The 19704-nt window shown below is 54.1% G+C and carries 22 protein-coding genes; 6 read left to right on the top strand and 16 right to left on the bottom strand.

The annotated features are described in order from the left end of the window. Positions 1-7: 7 nt before the first annotated feature. Positions 8-607: a bifunctional nicotinamidase/pyrazinamidase gene (pncA, locus tag HG66A1_RS23170; protein ID WP_232106653.1), complete on the top strand. Its 600-nt coding sequence runs from the start codon at positions 8-10 to the stop codon at positions 605-607. Positions 608-666: 59 nt separating this feature from the next. Then, positions 667-1212, top strand: a complete 546-nt coding sequence (locus tag HG66A1_RS23165) for an RNA 2'-phosphotransferase (RefSeq protein ID WP_145189691.1) — start codon at positions 667-669, stop codon at positions 1210-1212. A gap of 6 nt (positions 1213-1218) precedes the next feature. On the opposite strand, the gene HG66A1_RS23160 is transcribed toward HG66A1_RS23165, so the two are convergent. Next, positions 1219-1686, bottom strand: coding sequence for an NADAR family protein (locus HG66A1_RS23160; RefSeq protein WP_315851613.1), 468 nt, complete (start codon positions 1684-1686; stop codon positions 1219-1221). Positions 1687-1830: 144 nt separating this feature from the next. On the opposite strand from HG66A1_RS23160, the gene HG66A1_RS23155 reads away from it, so the two are divergent. The 3 genes from HG66A1_RS23155 to HG66A1_RS23145 all read left to right on the top strand — a co-directional run bounded on the left by HG66A1_RS23155 (position 1831) and on the right by HG66A1_RS23145 (position 3729). Further along, positions 1831-2673, top strand: a complete 843-nt coding sequence (locus HG66A1_RS23155; RefSeq protein ID WP_145189687.1) for a hypothetical protein — start codon at positions 1831-1833, stop codon at positions 2671-2673. Further along, entirely contained in the window at positions 2670-3155 is a 486-nt protein-coding gene (locus tag HG66A1_RS23150; RefSeq protein ID WP_145189685.1) for a hypothetical protein, read from the top strand. Before HG66A1_RS23155 ends, HG66A1_RS23150 begins: the two co-directional genes overlap by 4 nt. A gap of 85 nt (positions 3156-3240) precedes the next feature. Continuing rightward, complete coding sequence (locus tag HG66A1_RS23145) at positions 3241-3729, top strand: hypothetical protein (RefSeq protein ID WP_145189683.1); 489 nt, start codon at positions 3241-3243, stop codon at positions 3727-3729. Positions 3730-3796: 67 nt separating this feature from the next. Here the strand turns inward: HG66A1_RS23145 and HG66A1_RS23140 are convergent, their stop codons facing one another. The 10 genes from HG66A1_RS23140 to HG66A1_RS23095 form a co-directional block, all read right to left on the bottom strand. Continuing rightward, positions 3797-4222: a hypothetical protein gene (locus HG66A1_RS23140; RefSeq protein WP_145189681.1), complete on the bottom strand. Its 426-nt coding sequence runs from the start codon at positions 4220-4222 to the stop codon at positions 3797-3799. 184 nt (positions 4223-4406) lie between these two features. Next, positions 4407-5489: a TRAP transporter substrate-binding protein DctP gene (dctP, locus tag HG66A1_RS23135; RefSeq protein WP_145189679.1), complete on the bottom strand. Its 1083-nt coding sequence runs from the start codon at positions 5487-5489 to the stop codon at positions 4407-4409. 5 nt (positions 5490-5494) lie between these two features. Continuing rightward, positions 5495-6784: a TRAP transporter large permease gene (locus HG66A1_RS23130; protein ID WP_145189677.1), complete on the bottom strand. Its 1290-nt coding sequence runs from the start codon at positions 6782-6784 to the stop codon at positions 5495-5497. Positions 6785-6809: 25 nt separating this feature from the next. Beyond that, the gene (locus HG66A1_RS23125) at positions 6810-7340 is read right to left on the bottom strand and encodes a TRAP transporter small permease (protein ID WP_145189675.1); all 531 of its coding nucleotides are present in this window, start codon (positions 7338-7340) and stop codon (positions 6810-6812) included. A 170-nt stretch (positions 7341-7510) separates the two neighbouring features. Next, complete coding sequence (gene thpD, locus HG66A1_RS23120; protein WP_145189672.1) at positions 7511-8446, bottom strand: ectoine hydroxylase; 936 nt, start codon at positions 8444-8446, stop codon at positions 7511-7513. A gap of 105 nt (positions 8447-8551) precedes the next feature. Next, positions 8552-8944: an ectoine synthase gene (locus tag HG66A1_RS23115; protein ID WP_145189669.1), complete on the bottom strand. Its 393-nt coding sequence runs from the start codon at positions 8942-8944 to the stop codon at positions 8552-8554. A gap of 85 nt (positions 8945-9029) precedes the next feature. Beyond that, the gene (ectB, locus tag HG66A1_RS23110) at positions 9030-10325 is read right to left on the bottom strand and encodes a diaminobutyrate--2-oxoglutarate transaminase (protein WP_145189666.1); all 1296 of its coding nucleotides are present in this window, start codon (positions 10323-10325) and stop codon (positions 9030-9032) included. Next, positions 10322-10855 carry a diaminobutyrate acetyltransferase gene (ectA, locus tag HG66A1_RS23105; RefSeq protein ID WP_145189663.1) on the bottom strand — a complete coding sequence of 178 codons (534 nt, stop codon included), beginning with the start codon at positions 10853-10855 and terminating at the stop codon, positions 10322-10324. Before ectA ends, ectB begins: the two co-directional genes overlap by 4 nt. A 462-nt stretch (positions 10856-11317) precedes the next feature. Continuing rightward, positions 11318-11863 (bottom strand): MarR family winged helix-turn-helix transcriptional regulator, encoded by a 546-nt coding sequence (locus tag HG66A1_RS23100; RefSeq protein WP_145189660.1) that lies wholly within the window; start codon positions 11861-11863, stop codon positions 11318-11320. A gap of 177 nt (positions 11864-12040) precedes the next feature. Beyond that, positions 12041-12850 carry a glycerophosphodiester phosphodiesterase gene (locus HG66A1_RS23095; RefSeq protein ID WP_145189656.1) on the bottom strand — a complete coding sequence of 270 codons (810 nt, stop codon included), beginning with the start codon at positions 12848-12850 and terminating at the stop codon, positions 12041-12043. Between the two features lie 841 nt (positions 12851-13691). On the opposite strand from HG66A1_RS23095, the gene HG66A1_RS23090 reads away from it, so the two are divergent. Further along, positions 13692-14651, top strand: coding sequence for a transporter (locus HG66A1_RS23090; RefSeq protein ID WP_197996762.1), 960 nt, complete (start codon positions 13692-13694; stop codon positions 14649-14651). Between the two features lie 17 nt (positions 14652-14668). On the opposite strand, the gene HG66A1_RS23085 is transcribed toward HG66A1_RS23090, so the two are convergent. The 5 genes from HG66A1_RS23085 to HG66A1_RS23065 form a co-directional block, all read right to left on the bottom strand. After that, positions 14669-15676, bottom strand: coding sequence for a methyltransferase (locus HG66A1_RS23085; protein WP_145189650.1), 1008 nt, complete (start codon positions 15674-15676; stop codon positions 14669-14671). Positions 15677-15752: 76 nt separating this feature from the next. Further along, positions 15753-16760, bottom strand: coding sequence for a methyltransferase (locus HG66A1_RS23080; protein ID WP_145189647.1), 1008 nt, complete (start codon positions 16758-16760; stop codon positions 15753-15755). A gap of 27 nt (positions 16761-16787) precedes the next feature. Next, positions 16788-17579, bottom strand: coding sequence for a peroxide stress protein YaaA (gene yaaA, locus HG66A1_RS23075; RefSeq protein ID WP_145189643.1), 792 nt, complete (start codon positions 17577-17579; stop codon positions 16788-16790). A 91-nt stretch (positions 17580-17670) separates the two neighbouring features. Next, positions 17671-18789 carry a hypothetical protein gene (locus HG66A1_RS23070; protein ID WP_232106652.1) on the bottom strand — a complete coding sequence of 373 codons (1119 nt, stop codon included), beginning with the start codon at positions 18787-18789 and terminating at the stop codon, positions 17671-17673. Positions 18790-18815: 26 nt separating this feature from the next. Continuing rightward, positions 18816-19685 carry a hypothetical protein gene (locus tag HG66A1_RS23065; protein WP_145189640.1) on the bottom strand — a complete coding sequence of 290 codons (870 nt, stop codon included), beginning with the start codon at positions 19683-19685 and terminating at the stop codon, positions 18816-18818. Positions 19686-19704 lie beyond the last annotated feature (19 nt).

Raw genomic sequence — 19704 nt, 5'->3', positions numbered from 1 at the left:
GAGTCGCATGATGCATGCCTTAATCTTAGTCGATCTGCAATACGATTTTATGCCGGGCGGTGCCCTGGCAGTTCCCGGCGGCGATGACGTCGTGGAAGTGGCTAACCAGTGGATACCGAAATTCGAACTGGTCGTCGCGACACAGGACTGGCATCCGCCAGGTCATCTGAGTTTCGCCAGCCAGCATCCCCATCGGGAAATTGGTGAGCAGATCGATCTCAATGGACTGGAGCAGATTCTCTGGCCCGAACACTGTATTCAGGGTTCCCCGGGAGCCGAACTGCACGCTGATCTGGATCAGGAGCAGATTGATGCGGTAATCCCGAAAGGCACCGATACCAGCATCGACAGTTACAGCGGGTTCTTTGATAACGGGCATCGACAGGCAACCGGCCTGGGCGACTATTTAAACGAACGCAATGTGAGTGAAGTCACCATCATGGGGCTTGCCACCGATTACTGCGTGAAATTCACGGCCCTGGATGCAGTCAGACACGGATTGAAAACCAATCTGGTGCAGGCTGGCTGTCGGGGCGTCGATCTGAACGAGGGTGATATTCAGCGGGCCCTGCAGGAAATGCAGGCGGCTGGTGTCGCCCTGATCTGAAATAGAACAAACAAATATCAATCAACTATGAAAAGAAAAAGTAAGAAAAGGAAAATGAAATGAACGAAAAGGATATCAAAAGGAAAAGTAAATTTCTGAGTCTGATTCTCAGGCATCAGCCGGAGACCGTCGGGATCCAGCTGGATGAATCGGGGTGGGTCGATGTAGAGACGTTACTCTCTGCGATCGACGAACATGGTAAGAAGATGTCGCGGGAAACACTGGAGCATGTCGTAGATTCGAATGACAAACAGCGGTTCTCCTTCAGCGATGACGGCACCCGCATCCGGGCTAACCAGGGGCACTCAGTCAAAATTGAACTGGGCTACGAGGCCGCGGCTCCCCCTGAGTTCCTGATTCACGGCACGCCGCAACAGTTTGTTGCAGTGATCGCCCGCGAGGGACTCAAGAAGATGAAACGCCATCACGTGCATCTGCATGGAGATGAAAATACCGCACTGGCGGTCGGGCAGCGGCGGGGAAAACCGGTGTTGTTGAAGATCCGCTCAGGAGAGATGTCTCAGGCCGGGTTTGAATTCTTTGTGACTCCGAATCAGGTCTGGTTAACCGATCGAGTTCCACCCGAGTACATCGACTTCCCCTGAGCCCCGCTACACTTCCCCTTCCGTATCTCCCGCCTCCCGCAGCGTCCGGCGAATCTCCATCAGAATCTGTCCCAGCCGATTCTTACCGCTGCCATCCCCGCCATCTCCCCAGTAAGCATCGTTCGTCGTATGCTCGACGAGACGACTCTCTCCCGTGGAGAGCAGCAGTTCCCGCAGTTCTGCATGTTGCGTAAACTTCGCCAGCACGGCTTGCCGCATGATCGCATCTTTGACCGATTCCCAGTCTTTCCGCAGCGGCCGCTTCCGCTCCCGTCCCATCCGGGCAGCCCGCATCGGCGACGATTCTTTGCGGATCTCTGCCTGGTGTGAAGTCTCTTTGAATTTCTGCGCCTGAAAATAATGCTCCGACGTCGGCCAGCGTTTCCCGTCCAGCTCAATCGGAAACCCGGCAAAGTTGGAGAACTCACCGTAAGCCTCGCTGACGCTGTAGAAGTTGATGGTTTGATTGGACAATATGCTAACCCCGCTACTTAGTTTGTTGGTATATACCTGAGAAAAGCAGATCAAATGAAACGAGCCGGTTAAGGACATTAAAAGGATAAGTGGAGTTCGCTGTTTTGGGACAAATCTCAGGAAACCTGATGATCCAGAGTTGGCATGTTTTCGTTGATTGAAAGTACGAGTGTTCTAAGAATGAGGCTACATATGGATTCGCAAATAGTCAACATGAGAAATGCTATGACTGATTCAGACTTGTCTCCCTCAGAGCTGCGAGAACAGTTCAAGGCTGCAGCCACGCGCTATGACTTTCAGGTACTCCTGCGCGGCGCAATTGCCTTTGTGAGTTTCTTTCTGACGCTGGCTCTGCTGGCTTTTGTGGTAAAGTATTTTCGGCCTGAGATCCATAACGCAATCGGAATCAAAGCGGGAACGGCGGATTGTCCAAATGCCATCAATCCGATCTTAATTCTTCCTATGATCATTATTTCTGCATGTTTTCCGGTCCCCTTTCTCTACCGCCAGGTAAAACAACTTAGACAGACAACTGCACCGCGTTGTCCCTTCTGCCAGATCTCATGGAGAGAATCTGAAAGAAAGGTAGCCGCTGCGACAGGTTTTTGCCCTATCTGTCAACAGCAGATGTTTGAAGGAGAAATCAACTCAGCAGCCGCGGCTGTTGAAAACTACGAGAAAACAAAGTCAGAGACCCGGCGATTTACCCGCTTCACCTTCTATGCTTCACTGGGAGGTCTGATGATCGTCCTGCCCGTGTATTTATGGCTCTATTTTACAGATCAGCTTCCGGGGAAAAATCCGCTCTCGCTGACCCAGATACTGTTTTTATTTCCGCTCCTGTTTGCTTTTATTTCCGTGGGCCTGTGGTGGGCGGGCAGATCATCCGTCCGGGAACAGCAGAATATCCTGGAACTGTTTCGTGCAGGGGAACGGAAATCTGTTAAAATAGAGGTAATCCACTGTGAACAGGAGTCACAACAATGAGCAGCCTCGCCATCTACTATCATCGTCAGCACGGTCCTCTGTGTCTCCTGGTCTACGCCACCGCAGCCCTGCTCGCCGGGGCTGCCTGGTACTGTCGCCATGAACCACCTCAGCCATTCCTGACCTGGATTCTGAGCGGCTCGGCGATGCTCGTGTTTCTGTTTGCAGCCTCCTTTCACCACCTGACCGTAGCGGACGAAATCGACCGCCTGCGAATTCGCTTCGGCCCCATTCCCCTCTTTCAGCGGGCCGTACTCTACGAAGACATCGTCGGTGTCGAAGTCGGTCGCACCAGCTTTCTGGATGGCTGGGGTATCCATATGAGCCTCCGCGGGGGCTGGGTGATGAATCTCTGGGGCCGTGACTGCATAGTCCTGAAACTCAAAAAGGGAACGCTCCGCGTGGGAACTGACGATGCCGAAAACCTTACGGCATTTATCAAAAGCAGATTGCCGGAAGATTCGGATTTGTCGAGTGATTGAGAGTCGGGTCAAAGGGGTTTACAGATACAAGAGTTCGTTTCCAAATAATTCAATACACGCTAGATAGATCGTAAAGGTGGACGTGATGGCCATCATTAAGCCGGAAGACCAGGGATTCCAACCACCCGGGGGAGTGAATTTTTCAACGGAAGAGTTTGTACCTCTGAATAAACTGTCCAACGCACTTTGTAAGATCGCAGCTTTTTTGCAGAACGATATTCACGTTACTCAACTGGTAAGGTTTGACGACTGGTGGCAACATGATGGTCTTCATTTCCGGAAAGCCGCCTGTGATATCCATGGACTGTTTGCCCTGGTCCAGACACCTCGTTCACTTCTGCTATCGATGCCAGGGGATGAGCTGGTTTATGTAGGGATCGCTCCTCCTGATTCATCCTGGTACTTGCGGTTTTATGCGTGTTGGGATGATCTTGACAGCGAACTGATTGGTGTTTTTGATCTGACACTCTCCGTGAGCATCGCAGACCGGTTTCGTTCCTCCCTGGTTCCCGAAATTGGATGTAAAATTCGAGAGCAGGATGCAGCTGAATATTTTAAGAAGATCATACTCTAGATGACGCTAATAATTGTGACTAAAGCTGACACTGAAACTTCAAACCCACTTCACCCATTCCAGGCAGCTATTCGTCGAACAGCCATTTCTTGCCGACGCCCATGAAGATCGAAGCCATGATCAGCCCTCCTACCGGTCTGCTACGTTTGCCCTCCGGGGAATCTCCCTCGAAAAACATATAGATGGAAGCCCCCAGCATTATGATGCCCAGCGCCATCGACATTACGCCGAACGCTTTCTTGACCAGCTTTCCCATCGAAAGGCTCGGGCCTTTCTTGCGGGACTTTTTCTTTTTCGATTTGACAGCGGTCTTCGTTTTTCGCTGAGGTGCGATCGGCTCTCCATAATGCTCGAAGAGATCTTCGGTTTCTTCGTCAGCTTCAGGGACCTGCATCCGGCTGCCACAAGATTTGCATTTCAGCGTCTGGCCGGCTCGTTCCTCTTTGACTTTATAACTCTGAAAACACTCGTCACATTGAACGTGAATGGGCATCCCGGTCTCCGCTGGTCGTCTCTCTCTTGGTTTCTGTGCAAATGGATATGAGCGTACATTGTTTCTACTTCATGTACACAGGATAGACCAGCCCGATTATTAAAAATCCCGCAGCCGCCATCGCGTGCTCCGGGACAAATGCCACCTGTCAGCAGAACCGTTACACAACGTGTGACCGGTAATTTCAGTTCTGTTGCTGGTCTTCGTATTCTTTGATGGTCTGTTTCAGCTCTTCCAGCAGCTTGCGTCCATCTTCGCCGGTCATCCTGATAAACCGATCTCGGACTGGCTGGCTGGCCTGACGAAACGCTTCGCGTTCTTCGGGGGTCAGTTCGGTGATGATTTCCAGGTCAGGCTTATTCTTGCGAATCAGGCTCAGCCGTTCCTGATTGAATTCTCTCTGTACCTTCAGGATGTAATCGTTGAGATCGGCTACGACCCCCGTCACCAGTTCCTGACGTTCGGCAGGCAGAGAATCGAAAAATTCACGGTTGGTGACAGCGGTCGTGATGAACGGTGCATGTCGCGCGAAAATCATCCAGTCGGTCACTTCGTAGAAATTCATCTCCTGAATCGCGAACACCGGGTTTTCCTGTCCGTCGATCATATTCAGTTGCAACGCCGAATAGACTTCGGAGTAGGGCAGCGGTGTCGGGCTGGCTCCATACGCATTGTAGGCAGCGATCAGCAGTGGGGATGTCATGACCCGCATTTTGACACCCTCGAAATCTTCAGGCCGATGAATGGGATCTTTCGTTGTCCAGACCTGCCAGCCCTCCGAGAAAATCGACAGCAGCTTCAACCGCTTACGGGCGTAGAGTTCAGCAAAGGTTTTCTGTAACCGCGGATCTTTATTCAGCACCTGATTGTTGATTTCATCATCGTCGGAGAACAGAAAGTGCAACAGGAAGACCTGGACTTCTGGAATCAGTTTTCCCAGGTGTCCGGGGGAGGCCATCGCAAACTGTACCACCTCCATATCGACCAGCTCGGTAATCTGGTCCGAGGTTCCCAGGGTTCCGTAGGGGTAGATCGTGACTTCGATTTCCCCGTTGGAGCGTTCCTCGACGAGTTCCTTGAACTTCATCGCGTACTGGTGCTGAACGCTACCGATGGTCTCTTCAATCGCAAACCGCCACTGAATCGGTTGGTCCGAGGTCGACGCGGTGGCCTCAGCACCACACGAAGTGCAAAGCAGGGAACCGCCCACAATCAGAAGCAGGCTCCAGGCAGACGCAGAACTGAATAATTTCTGAATCAGGTTCATAATGCTTATCCAAATGCGAGGTTGCGGAGAAACAGAGAGATACTGGGGAACGCAATCAGCAGGATCCCCGCAAACAGCAGAATGGCGATGAAGGGGGGCGTGCCCCGAATCACCTCCAGGTAGGGCCGGCGGAAGACCGCAATCGCGGTAAATATGTCACAGCCGAATGGTGGCGTCGCCGATCCAATGGCCACCTGTAAGGTCACTACAATCCCGACCAGTACCGGATCGATGCCTGCGGCAATCGCCACCGGATGGAAGATCGGGGTCAGAATCAGAATCACCACGATCGGATCCACGAACATACAGCCGATGAAGTACGCGATGGCAATCGTCAGCATGATCGTCCAATAGCCCGAATCAGGAGTCAGCCCCAGCCAGTTATTGATCAACGCGTCCGGCAGTTGTACGAACGAGATCACCCAGCTGAAGGCAGCACCCGCACCAACGAGGATGAAGACGACCGCGGTAATCAACCCGGTCGAGAGTGCGATGTCCGGAATATCTTTCACCGTGAGATCCCGGAAGAAGACAATCTCCAGAATCGCAGCATAAAGCACCGAGATCGCCGCGGCTTCGGTGGGACTGAAAATCCCCGAGTAAATTCCGCCGATAATAATCAGGGGGAAACCCAGCGGGAGCAGTGCCCGGCGTGCTGCTGTGCGACGGGTTGCAGCATCCGTCTTTTCCTGGCGGGGAATCTGCATACGAATCGAGGCAATCCAGCAGTAAATACAAAACAACAACAGTACCAACAGTCCCGGCCCGATGCCCGCGATGAACAATTCCCCGATCGAGGTACCCGAGACAACGCCGTAAACGATCATGCCGATACTGGGCGGAATCAAAAGGGCGATGTCGCTGGCATTGATGATCAGCGCCGTGGTGAACGAGTCGGGGTAACCTGCTTTGAGTAACTGGGGCCTGAGTGGACCACCAATGGCGACGACCGTCGCCTGAGTCGAACCGGACATTGCACCGAACAGGGTACAGCTGATGGCACTGGCAATCGGCAGACCACCGCGCAGGTGACCGACAAACGCCGTCACCAGGTCGAGCAACCGGTTCGCGGAATTCCCCCGCGTCATGATATCGGCCGCGAAAATAAACATCGGGACCGCGATCAGAGCTGCGGGCTTGATCCCGCCGATCATCTGCTGGACCAGTACGGCCGGCGTCACATCCGGATGAAAGACCAGCAGGACCGCCAGGGCAGCGACGATCAGCGGGACCTTCATCGGAAAACCCAGCAGCAGTAAAATGATCATGATGCCGATGATGAGTAAGGCTTCCATTCGTGATTCTCCCTGAGGGCCTGGGTTAGACTTCGCCGACGACCGTGGTTTCGTATTCGTCTTTCTGTGAATACGAAATGTAGACGTCGGGAGCAGTCAGGTTACGGAAGACCGTCAGGCCATATTGAATAGCCGACAGAATGAACCCCAGCGGGACGAATAGATAGATCAGGTACAAGGGCACCTGTAATACGGGAGAAATCGTGTCCAGAAAGCGGACGGTGTTGATGTATTCGAAAGCATACCCGGCCAGCAACAGCATCAGCAGAGCTGTCAGACTGTTGATGATGACCATCATGATTTTACGCCAGCGCGGATTGAGCTGATCGTACAACGCCGTCATGCGGATATGGCGACCCTGGCTGGCAGCGTAGCTCAGGCCGATGAAGGTCACCACGATAATCAGGAATTGGGAGACTTCGCCGACAAAGGCCAGGCTGAAGCCGAACAAGGCGCGGCACACCACGTTGCCGATCGAAAGAGCGGCAATGCTAATAATCGACCAGGCCAGCAGAAACGCTTCGATCCGCTGGATGATCGCAAATAATTTGTTCATCTGCGCTGATCCTCTGTTAAAGGATGAAATTGAGAGCGCAGGAGAAGCAAGCAGGTCGGAGCAGGATCTGCACACGATCGCCACGCTGTGATTAACTCAACACAACAATCTGACATCAGATCCTCTTTTCTGGTTCTGGCTGCCCCACCATCAGGGACATCCGTCGTCTGTTACTGGAGACTGTAATTGACCGCCTGTTGTGATACGGGCTCACAATACTTGCGTGAGGCGATGAATTCCGGTCTGTATTTCTTCTGTCCAAAGGGTTCGTCGAGCTGGTTCCAGACGCTGTTATACACAAAGAACAGGTTCGAACGCGGGAAGGGGGTGATGTTTCCGTTCGAGCCATGCATGGTGTTGCAGTCAAACAGCACCAGTGTGCCCGCGGGACCCTCTCCCTGAATGATGCCATGTTCGTCGACCAGTTCCCGCAGGGAATCCTTGTCGGGAATACCCAGTTCCTGCTTCTGCAGGGACGTCAGGTAATGATCCTCGGGAGTCTCTCCCACACACGAAACATACTTTCGGTGAGAGCCCGGCATCAGCATTAAAGGCGCGTTGAATTCGTAGTTGTCGGTGAGCAGCAGCGAACAGCTGATCGCCCGCATGCGAGGCATCCCGTCTTCTACATGCCAGGTTTCGAAGTCAGAATGCCAGTAAAACTCTTTGCCAGCAAAGCCCGGTTTCAGATTCACGCGCGACTGATGCAGATAAACTTCGCTGTCCAGAATCTGCATCACCATACCCGCGATCCGCTCATCCTGGGCGACTTCAGAGAAAAACGGGCTGATCTCCGCATGATGAATTGCAAACAGCGAGCGCAGTTCATCGCAGTCCGGCTCCACAATCGCTTCAGAGCGTCTGCGGGTCGCAGCGCTTTCCTTGAGGCGGGCCAGCTCGGCGTTACAGGCGTCGATCTCTGCCTGGGAAAAAAAAGCCGGCAGGATCAGAAAACCGTCCCGTTCAAACTGGTTCAGCTGACCTGCCGTTAATGGACCATCTTCGGAAGATCCATACACAACCGGATCAGTCCGCTCCAGGAATTCGGGCTGAGGTTTGACACGAGACGGATACAGATCTTTCGAATTCGCTACTTCAGTGTTCATTGCCTTCACGGTCACTGGCGATTGCCGGATCGAGGCATCTCCAGCCTGATAAAAAAGTCCTTTATGTAAAACAACAGTGACGTAAACGCTGAGCTGCGAGTCGACTCAGGAGTCGGTGGTCGCAGCCGGATATACACCATTTTCGTCGTGGACTTCCTGACCCGTGACGGGAGGATTAAACACGCAGACCATCCGTAACTGAGATTTCGCTCTCAGGAGATGACGGTCGTTCTTATCCAGGGCATACATCATGCCCGGTGAGATGGGGTAAGTCGGCCCATCCGGAATCAGTTCGATTTCGCCTTCTCCCTCAATACAATACACGGCTTCAAGGTGATTCTGGTACCAGATTTCCGTTTCCGTTCCCGGATGAATCAGCGTATCGTGCAGGGAGAATCCCATCTTGTCTCCTGCCAGCAGAAGACGGCGGCTGTTCCAGGTTTCGGCTTTAATGTCACGGTCGGTATCAATAATCTCACTTAATTGACGTACAAGCATTGTGAGCGTCTCTCTTCAGTTTCTTCAGATGAAATAGGATGTCTATCAGGTTGAATATCGGTTTCGCTGGAAGCCGGGCGACTGATCACTCGCTGGTGATCAGACCCAGTTCTTTCATAATGACTTCGTCTTCCAGAACCGCTTTGTAACTTTCGGCGACGATATCGAGTCCCTGCGTCAGCAGATCTTCTTCGATGGTCAATGGCGGCAGGAATTTCAGTACATGGCTGTCAGTACCACTGGTCTCAATGATCAGACCCCGCTTGAAGGCAGCTTCGGTGATCTTACCCGACAGATCCGGACATTCCTGGCAGGCCAGTCCCCAGATCATACCACGTCCGCGGACTTCAAGATCAACGTCGATGATACTGTCAGCGATATCCTGCAGGCGTTCCTGGATCAGTTCGCCTTTGCGTTTGACTTCGCGAGACAGCTGATAATCGCCCCAGTAATATTCGATTGCTTCGGCAGCGGAAACGAATGCCAGGTTATTTCCACGGAAGGTACCGTTGTGTTCGCCGGGTTCCCACTGGTCCAGTTCGGATTTCATCAGTACCAGTGACATCGGCAGTCCGTAGGCACTCAGTGATTTCGAAAGAGTCACGATATCCGGCACGATTCCAGCCTGTTCAAAGCTGAAGAAGTCACCGGTACGTCCACAGCCGACCTGAATATCGTCGACGATCAGCAGCATGCCATGTTCCTGACACAGGGTTTCCAACTGCTGCAGCCATTCGATGCCAGCGACATTCACGCCGCCTTCACCCTGCACGGTTTCCACAATCACCGCTGCGGGGAGATCCAGACCACTGCTGTTGTCTTTGAGCAGGGCTTCGAAATATTCCAGGGTGTCGATGTTGTCACCCAGGTAGCCGTAGTAAGGCATGAAGGTCACGTTGTTCAAAGGCGTGCCGGCTGCATCGCGGAAGTGGCTGTTGCCGGTCGCGGCGACCGATCCCAGGCTCACGCCGTGGAAACCGTTTGTGAACGAAACAATATTGGTCCGTCCGGTAACCTTACGTGCCAGCTTCAATGCAGCTTCCACAGCATTGGTGCCGGTGGGGCCGGTGAACTGCAGCTTGTAATCCAGTTCCAGTGGGGACAGAATCCGCTTTTCGAAGACTTCCAGGAAGCGTTCTTTGGCATCGGTGTGCATGTCGAGACCATGCAGCATGCCGTCCCGTTCCAGAAACTCCAGCAGCTTGGTTTTCAGCTGCGGGTTGTTGTGACCATAGTTGAGTGAGCCGGCTCCTGCCAGGAAATCAATGTATTCATTTCCCTTGTCATCACGCAAAGTTGCGTTCTGTGCTTTGGTGAATGTGGTTGGGAACGAGCGGCAGTAACCTCGAACGTTTGATTCGAGTCGTTTGAATATACTCATGATATTACTGGTTTCTCTCCATGAACGGGTTTAAGTGTGAATGGACCAAGCTGGTAGAGATCTTCTGCTTCGTGTTCTTCGACTTCACCAAACAGTGCAGCAGGAAATCCTTCTACCGATCGACATTCCGTATTAAGACGTTTCGCCAGTGAGCGAAACAGTTTTTGGGACGACTGATTCGAAGGTGTAATCGTCGTCTCCAGGTGGTTAACGTCGGCGAGCGACTCCCGCGACAGCAGGTCGTCCAGCATTCGGGAGGCAACTCCCTGGGAACGCAGGCGACTGTCTACGGCGGCTTGCCAGATAAAGATCGTATTCTCTCGCTGTGGAGGTCGATAAGCGGATAGAAATGCCAGGACTTCCGAGTCCTGCTCCACAACAACGCAAGTATCGTGAAAGTCACGACATAGCAGCATGGTGGCGTAAGTGGAATTTACGTCCAGAGGAGGGCAGCGTTTAATGAGGCGGGAAATCGCGAGCGCATCTTCCACTCGGGGCTCGCGAAAAATGAGTTTTTGGGCCGTATCCATTTGGCTTTTTATGGGATTCCGAGCAAGTCGCTCTAGGAAAATGATTAGACTACAAAGTAAATTCAAAATACATTATTTTGAAACTGCGAGTCATATGTGATTGTCAAGTTTCACATTGGTGTCTTAATTTTAACTTAATATAGACGATTTCTTGTGTTCTGAAACGCGTGGCTCAGTGGTGAAACGACATCACTTGGCAGAATTAGTTAGTGTTCAATACTTTGTACTCAATATATATCAAAATGTCAACCCCCAGATTTGGAAATGCAGGTGGATTGGGGGTTCCCTGTTCCTTGATCACGATTCTGGTCTTGTCAGGGCTCAAATCGTTCTCAAAGGCAAGCTCGGTTTGCCCCTGCGTGAACAGGCTCAACTCTGTTTAGCAGTCGTTGCTGCGACCCTCAGAACCGGTTTTAGTCGAAAATTCCGACTATTTGATAATAAACCTGTAAACCAGAGACCTCAGGAGTGGGAATCCAGGTTCTGTTGCTCGTGAAACGCGTCGGTATCCGGTTCTGCCGGTCCGGTATGAGACGAGACATCACCCGCCGACAGCACGGGAGAAGCATCGATATCTTCCGCGTCCATCATCGTAGCGATCCGCTGCAGCGTAGCCAGCATCTGCGTCTGTTCCCATTGCTGCAGTGTCAACAGTTCACGACGAAAGCGATCCTGCAGCAGCGACGGCGCGTTCTTGAGCATTGCCTGGCCTTCGTCTGTCAACTCCACCACCACGGTCCGCTTATCCGCTCCACGACGGGAGCGGGAGACCAGGTGCCGTGATTCCAGTCGACTCAGAATTCCCGTCAGCGTCGCCTGGCTCAGATGAATCGATTTCGCCAGCGCCCCAACCGTAATCGGCTGTCGCCGCGCAATCGTCTGCAGCGCTGCCAGTTGCGGGGCAGTCAGTCCGATTTCCTGCATCAGGTTTCGCGAATGCAAATCGATCGCACGCGTGATGCGACGCAGGGCCACGATAACCTGATCCTCAAGTCCTAACGGCGACATGGGATTCTCGACTTTAATTAGAAAGAGCTCAGAGACGCTGTGATATCAATCCATTATGCATACTCCGCACACGATTTCAACCAGATCTCCTCCAGAGCCCCTGTTCTGCTGCCCGTTCTGTTCATAATCAAATTGTCAAAGATCGAGAGAATCAGCTGCGCTCCAACTGACTCCGATTCACTGTTGCTGTTTCAACGCGAGTCGCAACTGAAGTGGATAATCAGTCAGAATCGCATCCACGCCCGCCGCGGTGATCCGCCGCCAGTTGGCAGGCAGATCGCCGCTGACCGTCGGTCCAGCGATAAACGTGCGTTTGCCCGCCTGGTGTACCTGCTGAATTTCACTGGCCGGTGCGAGGTACCGCAGGTAAACCCAGTCTGCATTACCCGCACCGAGCGCGTCTTTGAATTCGCCCGCATTATTAGCCACTGCTGCGGTCTCCGCTTTCGGGGAAGCCGCTTTGAGATTGTCGCGGACCTCAGATTCCTGAATCGTTCTACCGATAAAGATCAGCTTTGACAGTACTGCATGTTTTTCGGCCAGTCGTACCACATCCTGTTCCACGTCCGCATCTTTAAAGTCGACGGCGACCAGAATCTCGTGCTGACGATAGCGGGAAACCAGCTCCAGAACTTCATCAATCGTTGGCACCCGTTCGCCCGTGAACTGACTGTCAAACCAGCTGCCTGCGTCCAGCTTCTGAATCTCCGCCAGCGTCAGGTCCGCTACCTTTCCGGTGCCGTCGGTAGTGCGGTTGACGGTCGTGTCGTGCAGGCAGATCAGGTGGCCGTCTCGGGTTCGCTGCACATCGAATTCAAAACCGAGTCGCAGTTCCAGGCAGGCCCGGAAGTTGGCCAGCGTGTTTTCCGGCGCGACTTTCAACAGCCCCCTGTGAGCCACAATCAGCGGTTCGGCTCCCGTTACGCAGTGAAACAGAGTCAGACACAACAGCACAGTCATCATCAGCAGTCGGCAGGGGCGTAACATTGTCTTCTCTTTCTAAACAGGCACCGGCTAAACAGACACATGGAATTGATCTTTTCGATTTTGAAGGAACTCCTTCAACAGGTCAATCACCGGCTGCGCTTGGTCCGAAAATTTCACATTCAGAGTAAACGCGTTTTTCTGTTGAATTCACTACTCCGTTTTGAGCACTGGAACGGTTCAGTTCTTTTCACTGAAGAAACTGAACTTGATCGGCTTCTGCCAAACCCTATCTTGTGTAATTCTGCTTCGCGCGCGAGGCGGATGATGCGTGCACTGGAACACGGACCATAACTGATTCAGAAACACCTGAATCGCCGTCGATTTCGTCCGCTTTTCACCGGAACAATCCGAACCAGTGCGTTCTGTGTCGTACAATTTCAAATCATTTCGCAGCACACTCAACGCATTTGAAATGCATCTCACTGATAATTCAGAGCCATTCACCACCGACCAGGAGCACAATCTCCGCTTGACCCCCACGCGCCCTTCCGCAAAATACATAACCATGCTGAAAGACCTCCCAGAGAAAAAAATGAGCCGCAGGGTGTTAGCCCCGCTTGAAAGAATTCAGGTAAGCATCGTTCAAATAAAGAACCACCGTCTGCCGTTCTCCAGCAAAATCACGCAGTTTTCGTCCAACAGTGTCCCATTCCAGGTAAACCATCCTACGGATCGGCGTCAGCCCGGAAAGAGAAGTCTCAACCACAGTGTCTCCTTCATCACTGAAGATATGGGCCACACGGCGATTCTCCAGAAATCCTGACCGCTGTCAGGCAGGCTTTCCGATAAATCTTCTATGCCGATTTCGCGAACCAGTCTGACACCGATCAGGGCACAAATCTTGCGCAGCTTACCCTGCCTGATATTGCTGTGTCTCGATTTCTGCTGCGCACAGGCAGGTGATGCCGCAGCTGAGCCGTTGCTCATCGAGCAGAGTGAATTCGGCAAAGCACTCACCGAGACAGAATCAGCGGCCTTGCCGGTCGCGCCGGTCACGGGGCTCTACTTTGCCCCCTGTTGTGGCACCCTGTTTCAGTGGAACGCGGGCCCGGAATGTTCGGGCGGCCCTCAGCTGGACAAACCGCTGCAGACCGATCGCCCCAACTTCACCTCCACTTCGGTGACCGTTGGAAAAGGCGTAACCCAGATTGAATCGGGTTACACGTACCTGAAAAGTAACGAGGGGGGACAGGACGTCCGCTATCAGTCCTTTGGCGAGTTCCTCTGGCGACAGGGAATCCTGGCAGACTGGCTGGAGTTTCGCGTCGGCTTTTCGCCCCTGCAACAAACAGCACAGATCGGCACGTACCATAACAGCACCTTCGGCACACAGGATCTGGATCTGGCACTGCAGTTTGCCTTAACCCCTCAGGCAGGCATTCTGCCCGAAATGGCGCTGATTACATCGATGAGTGTGCCGACCGGGAGCCCGGCCTTTACGTCTCAGCATGTGGAACCGGGCGTCGATCTGATCTATGCCTGGCAACTGAACCAGATTGTCTCCGTCGCTGCATCCACGCAGGGCTATGCAGATATCGACACCAGCGGCAAGTACTTCCTGGAGATGGCCCAGTCCTGCTCGGTCAATTATACGTTGAACAGTCAACTCAGCGCATTTACCGAATGGTTCGTGCTGATTCCCAGCGGCGCCCGTACCGCCCGCACGGAACACTATTTTGATGCCGGGTTCACCTTCCTGATCAATAACAATGTGCAGCTCGACTGGAGTGCGGGCGTCGGTCTGAGCGAAGGCGCGTCCGACTTCTTCGCCGGTGCCGGTCTTTCTGTCCGCTTTCCCTGATCCCCCAATCGCAGCGATCAGCGTTTGACGCCTTCCACAATCGAGAGATCGGACGAAGTCGGCACAATCTGCGTCAGTTCAAAGCCGGCCCGCTCATAGAGCAGACGGAATTCTTTGGCCGTCCGTTCTCTGCCCCCTGTGACCAGCAGCATGATCAGGTCCACGAACTTCCCCCAGAAAGGTGCATTGCCCGGCTGGATGACACTCTCCAGGATCAACAGCTTACCCCCGTCCGGCAGGGCCGCATGACAGTTCTTGAGAATGCGGAGTGATTGTTCGTCGTTCCAGTCGTGAATGATGTGCCGGAGAAGAATTGCATCTGGTCCCTGTGGCAGTGACTGGAAAAAGTCACCACCGACCAGCTGGCAGCGATCGGACAAACCGGCCTGGTCGATCTGGGTCTGGGCCCGTTCGACGACATGCGGAACATCAAACAGCAGACCATGCAGATGAGGGTTCGCCTGCAGAATTCCAGCGAGGTGCAGACCATTGCCCCCGCCGACATCCGCCAGAACCCGGGTATCAGTGAGATCATAGGCATCCAGGATCGAATCGTTCCCGCGACCATGGATGCCGGTCATCGCCCGGTCAAAGATCTGCGCCTGCTCCGGGTGTTCGGCCAGAAACTCAAATACCGATGTTCCCCAGATCTTGTTGTAAGCCGGTTTCCCGGTCTGCAGGCTGTAAATGATTTCGCACCAGGGCCGGAACTGGTCTTCGCCATTCATGATCGCGCAGGCCTGTTTGGATTCCGGGTGATCACTCCGCAACGGTTCCGCCAGCGGCGTGAGGGAGAAGGCCCCCTGTTCGTTTTCCGCAAAGATCCCCACACTGGCCAGGGCGCGGAGCAGACGGTACAGCGAGTCCGCATCGGTCTGCGTCGCCTCCGCCAGTTGTGCCGCGGTCCGGGGACCCGCGGCCAACTGATCGGCGATTTCCAGTTTGGCAGCGGCATAGATACTCTGGGAAATACAGTAGCCGGTAATCATCCGCTCCAGTTGTTGCGGATGGGTTTCGTCGGTCATCTCAGCGTCTCCTCAATTCAGCTCACATCAATTCGGAACGAATCGCATCGACCGACAGACAACCGGTATTCCAGATCTATTGCTTAACACATTCGATAATGCTCAGCTCGGATTCTGTCGGGATGACGCGCGTCAGCTCAAAGCCCGCCTCGGCGAACAGGCTGCGATACTCTTCGGCCGTCCGTTCCTTGCCACCGGGAATCATCAGCATCACCAGGTCCAGGAACTTGCCGGCGAACGGTTCGTTACCTGCCGGGATCACACTTTCCACAACCAGCAGTTTAGCGTCTGCCGGCATCGCGGTGTGACAGTTTTTGAGAATCGTGAGCGACTTTTCATCGTCCCAGTCATGAATGATGTGCCGCATGAACCAGGCATCCGCGTTCCCGGGAACCGCTTCAAAGAAGTTGCCTCCCACAATTTCGCACCGCTCACTCAGTCCCGCTGCCTCGATATGTGGCTGGGCCCGTTCGACAACGTGGGGCAGGTCGAACAGAACACCCTGCATCTCGGGGTACTGCTGCAGAATGTGGGCAATGTTCGATCCGTTTCCGCCGCCCACGTCAACCAGGGTTTGAATGCCTGAGAAATCGTAGGCCTGCATGATCTCTCCAGTTTCCCGGCCATGAATGCCCATCATCGCCTGGTCGAAAATCTGGCCTTTGTCTTCATGCTGAGACAGGTATTCGAAGATCGGCTGCCCAAAGACCTTATCAAATGAGGTCTTCCCGGTCTTTACGCTGTACATGATCTCGCTCCAGCACTGGAACTGCTCATCCCCCGACATCATCGCCAGCGCCCGCTTGGAACCGGGGACATCACTCCGCAGAAATTCCGCCATCGGCGTCAACGTGAATTCCTGCTGCTCGTTTTCTTCAAAGATCCCGATGCTGGCCAGGGCACGCAACACCCGATACAGGGCGCCGGCATTCGTGTCGGTAGCAGCCGCCAGTTGGGCCGCAGTCTGAGGGTTGTCGACCAGCAGGTCGGCGATTCCCAGTTTCGCCGCTGCATAAATGGCCTGGGACGTCCAGTAGCCGGTAATCATCTGGTCCAGTTGCTGATGCAGTGCCTGCTCCGTCATTGTGCTTTCATCCTGAGAAAGTGGAAGTTATTTTTTTCCGACCGGCGGTGGTTGCGGGCGGGAAAAGGTCAGTTTGCTGTCAGTCGATTCATCGGGCTGGTACTCGTAGCCATCCAGGTTGAAACCGGTCAGATCCTCCGGGGCATCAATGCGGTTCTGTATCATCCAGGCCGCCATCCGACCGCGGGCCTGCTTCGCAAACAGGGCGATCGTCCGCGATTTGCCATCCTTGATTTCCTTGAAGACCGGCGTAATCACCGGACAGCCCAGCTGTTTGGGTTTGACCGACTTGAAGTATTCATTCGAAGCGAGATTCACCAGGGCCCGCTGTTTCTGCTGGTCGAGATCCGCCTTGAGTGACTCGGTGATTTTATCGCCCCAGAAATCGTACAGCGAGTTCCCCTGCCGTGTCTTCAGACTGGTTCCCATTTCCAGCCGATAGGCCTGCATCAGATCGAGCGGACGCAGCACGCCATACAGACCGGACAGGATTCGCAGATGATCCTGGGCATACGCCAGGTCGCGGGCTTTGAACTGACTGGCATTCAGGCCCTGGTAAACATCCCCGTTAAACGTCAGCACGGCCTGCTTGGCATTCTTCGTCGTGAACGGACGCGACCATTCATTGAACCGACCATGGTTCAATTCGGACAGATCGTCACTGATGCTCATCAGTTCGCCCAGCGCTTTCCGCGACATCCGCTTCAGTTTATTGACGAGTGTTTCGGCTTCCTCGAGGAATTCGGGAGCCGAGTATTTGGTCGTCTGTTTCTGGGGATCCAGGTTCAGTGATTTGGCTGGGGAAAGTACTGTCAGCATGGTCGCAATCCGTCTATCTGCAGGTGATTTCAGTTCGCGTTGGTTATAGACCGCGCCTGTCGGATTGTCAATAAACACATTCCCGCACGGCTCACGGCTGAATCGCGCGATAGTATTCGATCATCGCCTCCACCTTGTCGGTCTGGGGATGCAAAGAACCCCAGCGGAAGACCATCACCCCGGTCGCGGGGAGACGCGTGCCATGGTCGAGGACCGGCTGCACCTGTTTAACGGGCACCGCTTCGCCCCAGTCCGAGAGCTGCACGATGGGCCAGATCTTGTGCCGCTCGCCAGGCTGCCCTTTGATACCGAGGTACTTTCCCAGCCAGGCCGTCTGGCGGGAAATCCAGGCCGGGTCCTCGGGGTGATTGAAGCGGGCATGGTACGGCATGATGCTGAAAACATCGATGTACTGCGCCTGGGCCTTGAGATCGATGGCCAGCTTGTTTTTCAGCGCCCCGTTGAATTCGGTGTCGGTCCACGGGCAATGGAACGTGCCCAGCAGTGCTTTCGGTCGTGTCTCCTCGATGATCGAATGAAACTCGCGGACCCAGTCGGTGAAAACGTCGCACCGCCACTGTGTCCACTTCGCCTTCTGTTCTCCCAGCAGCAGTTGCGAAAGTTCGGCCGTCGGTGCCTCGGGCAGACTGGTTTTCGTATCCTGTTGATACTGTTTCAGGCAACGTTCACAGAAACAGGTGTCCGGCATGTCCGGCTCGGCCCGTTCCCAGCTGGCATGGCTGTGATGATAATCGAGCCAGATGCCATCAATCTCATACTCTTTGAGCACGCGACGAAATTCCTCCATCCGATATTTCCGATAACCGGGATGAGTCGGACAGATGCCCTGCCAGCCGTGCGGAGGAGGCGAGACCTTCCCGTCCACACCGATCGGAGCCGCATCCGGATGCTCCTTGAGATAGCCGGCGACATGCAGCGTGTTGAACTCGGCAAAGACTTGCGCCCCCTGTCGCTTCAGTTGAGCGATCCTTTCAGCTGTCAGACTGCCCGAGCCCATGAAGATCGCATTCACTCCCAGTTCGGGCAGACTGCGGTTCTGCTCCAGCAGATGAGTCGGCGCACCGCCGTAGATCCCGCGGATCTCGATATGCGGTCGGGGTTGTGGCTCCGGTTCCGCTGCACGAAGAGTGACATTCTGCAGGAGCAGACCAGAGAAAGAGCAGAGCATCCAGAGAGCAATGCGGTGCATGGGAGTGCCTCGTTTCGGGGAAGGATTCAGTCGGTTGCCGTTGGTTGTACAATGTTCTGGAGCCATTCACGCGCCCGGCTCCGCTGGGGAATATCTTTTAACACCCATTCATCGGAATGATTGGGGTAGGGAAGTGCCATAAACGTGAACTGCCCCGAGATGTCACTCTCTTTAAGATACGCTTCTGTCTGCTGCGTACTCTTTTCATGGCTGATGAACTGGGGACGCGTTCCGAGCCGCACCAGTCGCTGGCGGGCAGACGCGGCGTCACTGTCGGGGTAATTCCACTTGCGCACGCCGTCGTAATGACTGTGGGGCAGCATCGCTTTCCAGAGTTTGGCGATCTCCGCGTCTCGTAGCCCGATGTAATTACAGGCGATGGCACCCCGCGAAAAGCCGGTGAGGATGACATTGTCCGCGTCGCCGCCATATTCCCTGCAGATGCGGGCCACGGTCTGTTTGCAATAGTCGGCCGTCGCGTCCGGATCGCCCCACCATTTGACGGCATGCTGACCCGTTTTCGGATCAACGAAGGGGAGACTGACCCAGATCATACCGACACCGCCGGACAAACCATAACCCAGTTTGCAGTCCTGCACTCGGCCTCGACTGACGTCATTCAGGGCATTACGATAACCGCCGTTGCCCGGGTATTCCATAATGACGGGATACCTCTTCCCGGGTCGCCAGTCAGTGGGCAGATACAGTGCATGAGCGATTTCGGTTTTTTCAAACCCCTGATTCGTCTGCCAGACCCGCTGGCCGGGAGCAGGTCTGCCCCGCGTGACCTCAGGCACCGACAGGTCAGAGGGGAGACTGTTGAGATTGACCGGCTCCGCAGCCGCGACGCTGAGCGTGCTGCAGATCAGGATCAGCAATGTCTTGAGCACAGGCATGCGATGGTCCTTTCTGAAT

It is taken from the genome of Gimesia chilikensis (assembly GCF_007744075.1).
In the GTDB taxonomy this organism is placed as follows: domain Bacteria; phylum Planctomycetota; class Planctomycetia; order Planctomycetales; family Planctomycetaceae; genus Gimesia; species Gimesia chilikensis_A.
Note: the sequence above shows the minus strand (reverse complement) of the source record. Positions and strands in the feature narration are given on the sequence as shown.

Excerpts from the sequence above, each read along its gene's own strand:
- pncA (WP_232106653.1), top strand. The coding sequence starts at position 8 with ATGATGCATGCCTTAATCTTAGTCGATCTGCAATACGATTTTATGCCG.
- HG66A1_RS23165 (WP_145189691.1), top strand. The coding sequence starts at position 667 with ATGAACGAAAAGGATATCAAAAGGAAAAGTAAATTTCTGAGTCTGATT.
- HG66A1_RS23155 (WP_145189687.1), top strand. The coding sequence starts at position 1,831 with ATGTTTTCGTTGATTGAAAGTACGAGTGTTCTAAGAATGAGGCTACAT.
- HG66A1_RS23150 (WP_145189685.1), top strand. The coding sequence starts at position 2,670 with ATGAGCAGCCTCGCCATCTACTATCATCGTCAGCACGGTCCTCTGTGT.
- HG66A1_RS23145 (WP_145189683.1), top strand. The coding sequence starts at position 3,241 with ATGGCCATCATTAAGCCGGAAGACCAGGGATTCCAACCACCCGGGGGA.
- HG66A1_RS23140 (WP_145189681.1), bottom strand. The coding sequence starts at position 4,222 with ATGCCCATTCACGTTCAATGTGACGAGTGTTTTCAGAGTTATAAAGTC.
- dctP (WP_145189679.1), bottom strand. The coding sequence starts at position 5,489 with ATGAACCTGATTCAGAAATTATTCAGTTCTGCGTCTGCCTGGAGCCTG.
- HG66A1_RS23130 (WP_145189677.1), bottom strand. The coding sequence starts at position 6,784 with ATGGAAGCCTTACTCATCATCGGCATCATGATCATTTTACTGCTGCTG.
- HG66A1_RS23125 (WP_145189675.1), bottom strand. The coding sequence starts at position 7,340 with ATGAACAAATTATTTGCGATCATCCAGCGGATCGAAGCGTTTCTGCTG.
- thpD (WP_145189672.1), bottom strand. The coding sequence starts at position 8,446 with ATGAACACTGAAGTAGCGAATTCGAAAGATCTGTATCCGTCTCGTGTC.
- HG66A1_RS23115 (WP_145189669.1), bottom strand. The coding sequence starts at position 8,944 with ATGCTTGTACGTCAATTAAGTGAGATTATTGATACCGACCGTGACATT.
- ectB (WP_145189666.1), bottom strand. The coding sequence starts at position 10,325 with ATGAGTATATTCAAACGACTCGAATCAAACGTTCGAGGTTACTGCCGC.
- ectA (WP_145189663.1), bottom strand. The coding sequence starts at position 10,855 with ATGGATACGGCCCAAAAACTCATTTTTCGCGAGCCCCGAGTGGAAGAT.
- HG66A1_RS23100 (WP_145189660.1), bottom strand. The coding sequence starts at position 11,863 with ATGTCGCCGTTAGGACTTGAGGATCAGGTTATCGTGGCCCTGCGTCGC.
- HG66A1_RS23095 (WP_145189656.1), bottom strand. The coding sequence starts at position 12,850 with ATGTTACGCCCCTGCCGACTGCTGATGATGACTGTGCTGTTGTGTCTG.
- HG66A1_RS23085 (WP_145189650.1), bottom strand. The coding sequence starts at position 15,676 with ATGACCGACGAAACCCATCCGCAACAACTGGAGCGGATGATTACCGGC.
- HG66A1_RS23080 (WP_145189647.1), bottom strand. The coding sequence starts at position 16,760 with ATGACGGAGCAGGCACTGCATCAGCAACTGGACCAGATGATTACCGGC.
- yaaA (WP_145189643.1), bottom strand. The coding sequence starts at position 17,579 with ATGCTGACAGTACTTTCCCCAGCCAAATCACTGAACCTGGATCCCCAG.
- HG66A1_RS23070 (WP_232106652.1), bottom strand. The coding sequence starts at position 18,789 with ATGCACCGCATTGCTCTCTGGATGCTCTGCTCTTTCTCTGGTCTGCTC.
- HG66A1_RS23065 (WP_145189640.1), bottom strand. The coding sequence starts at position 19,685 with ATGCCTGTGCTCAAGACATTGCTGATCCTGATCTGCAGCACGCTCAGC.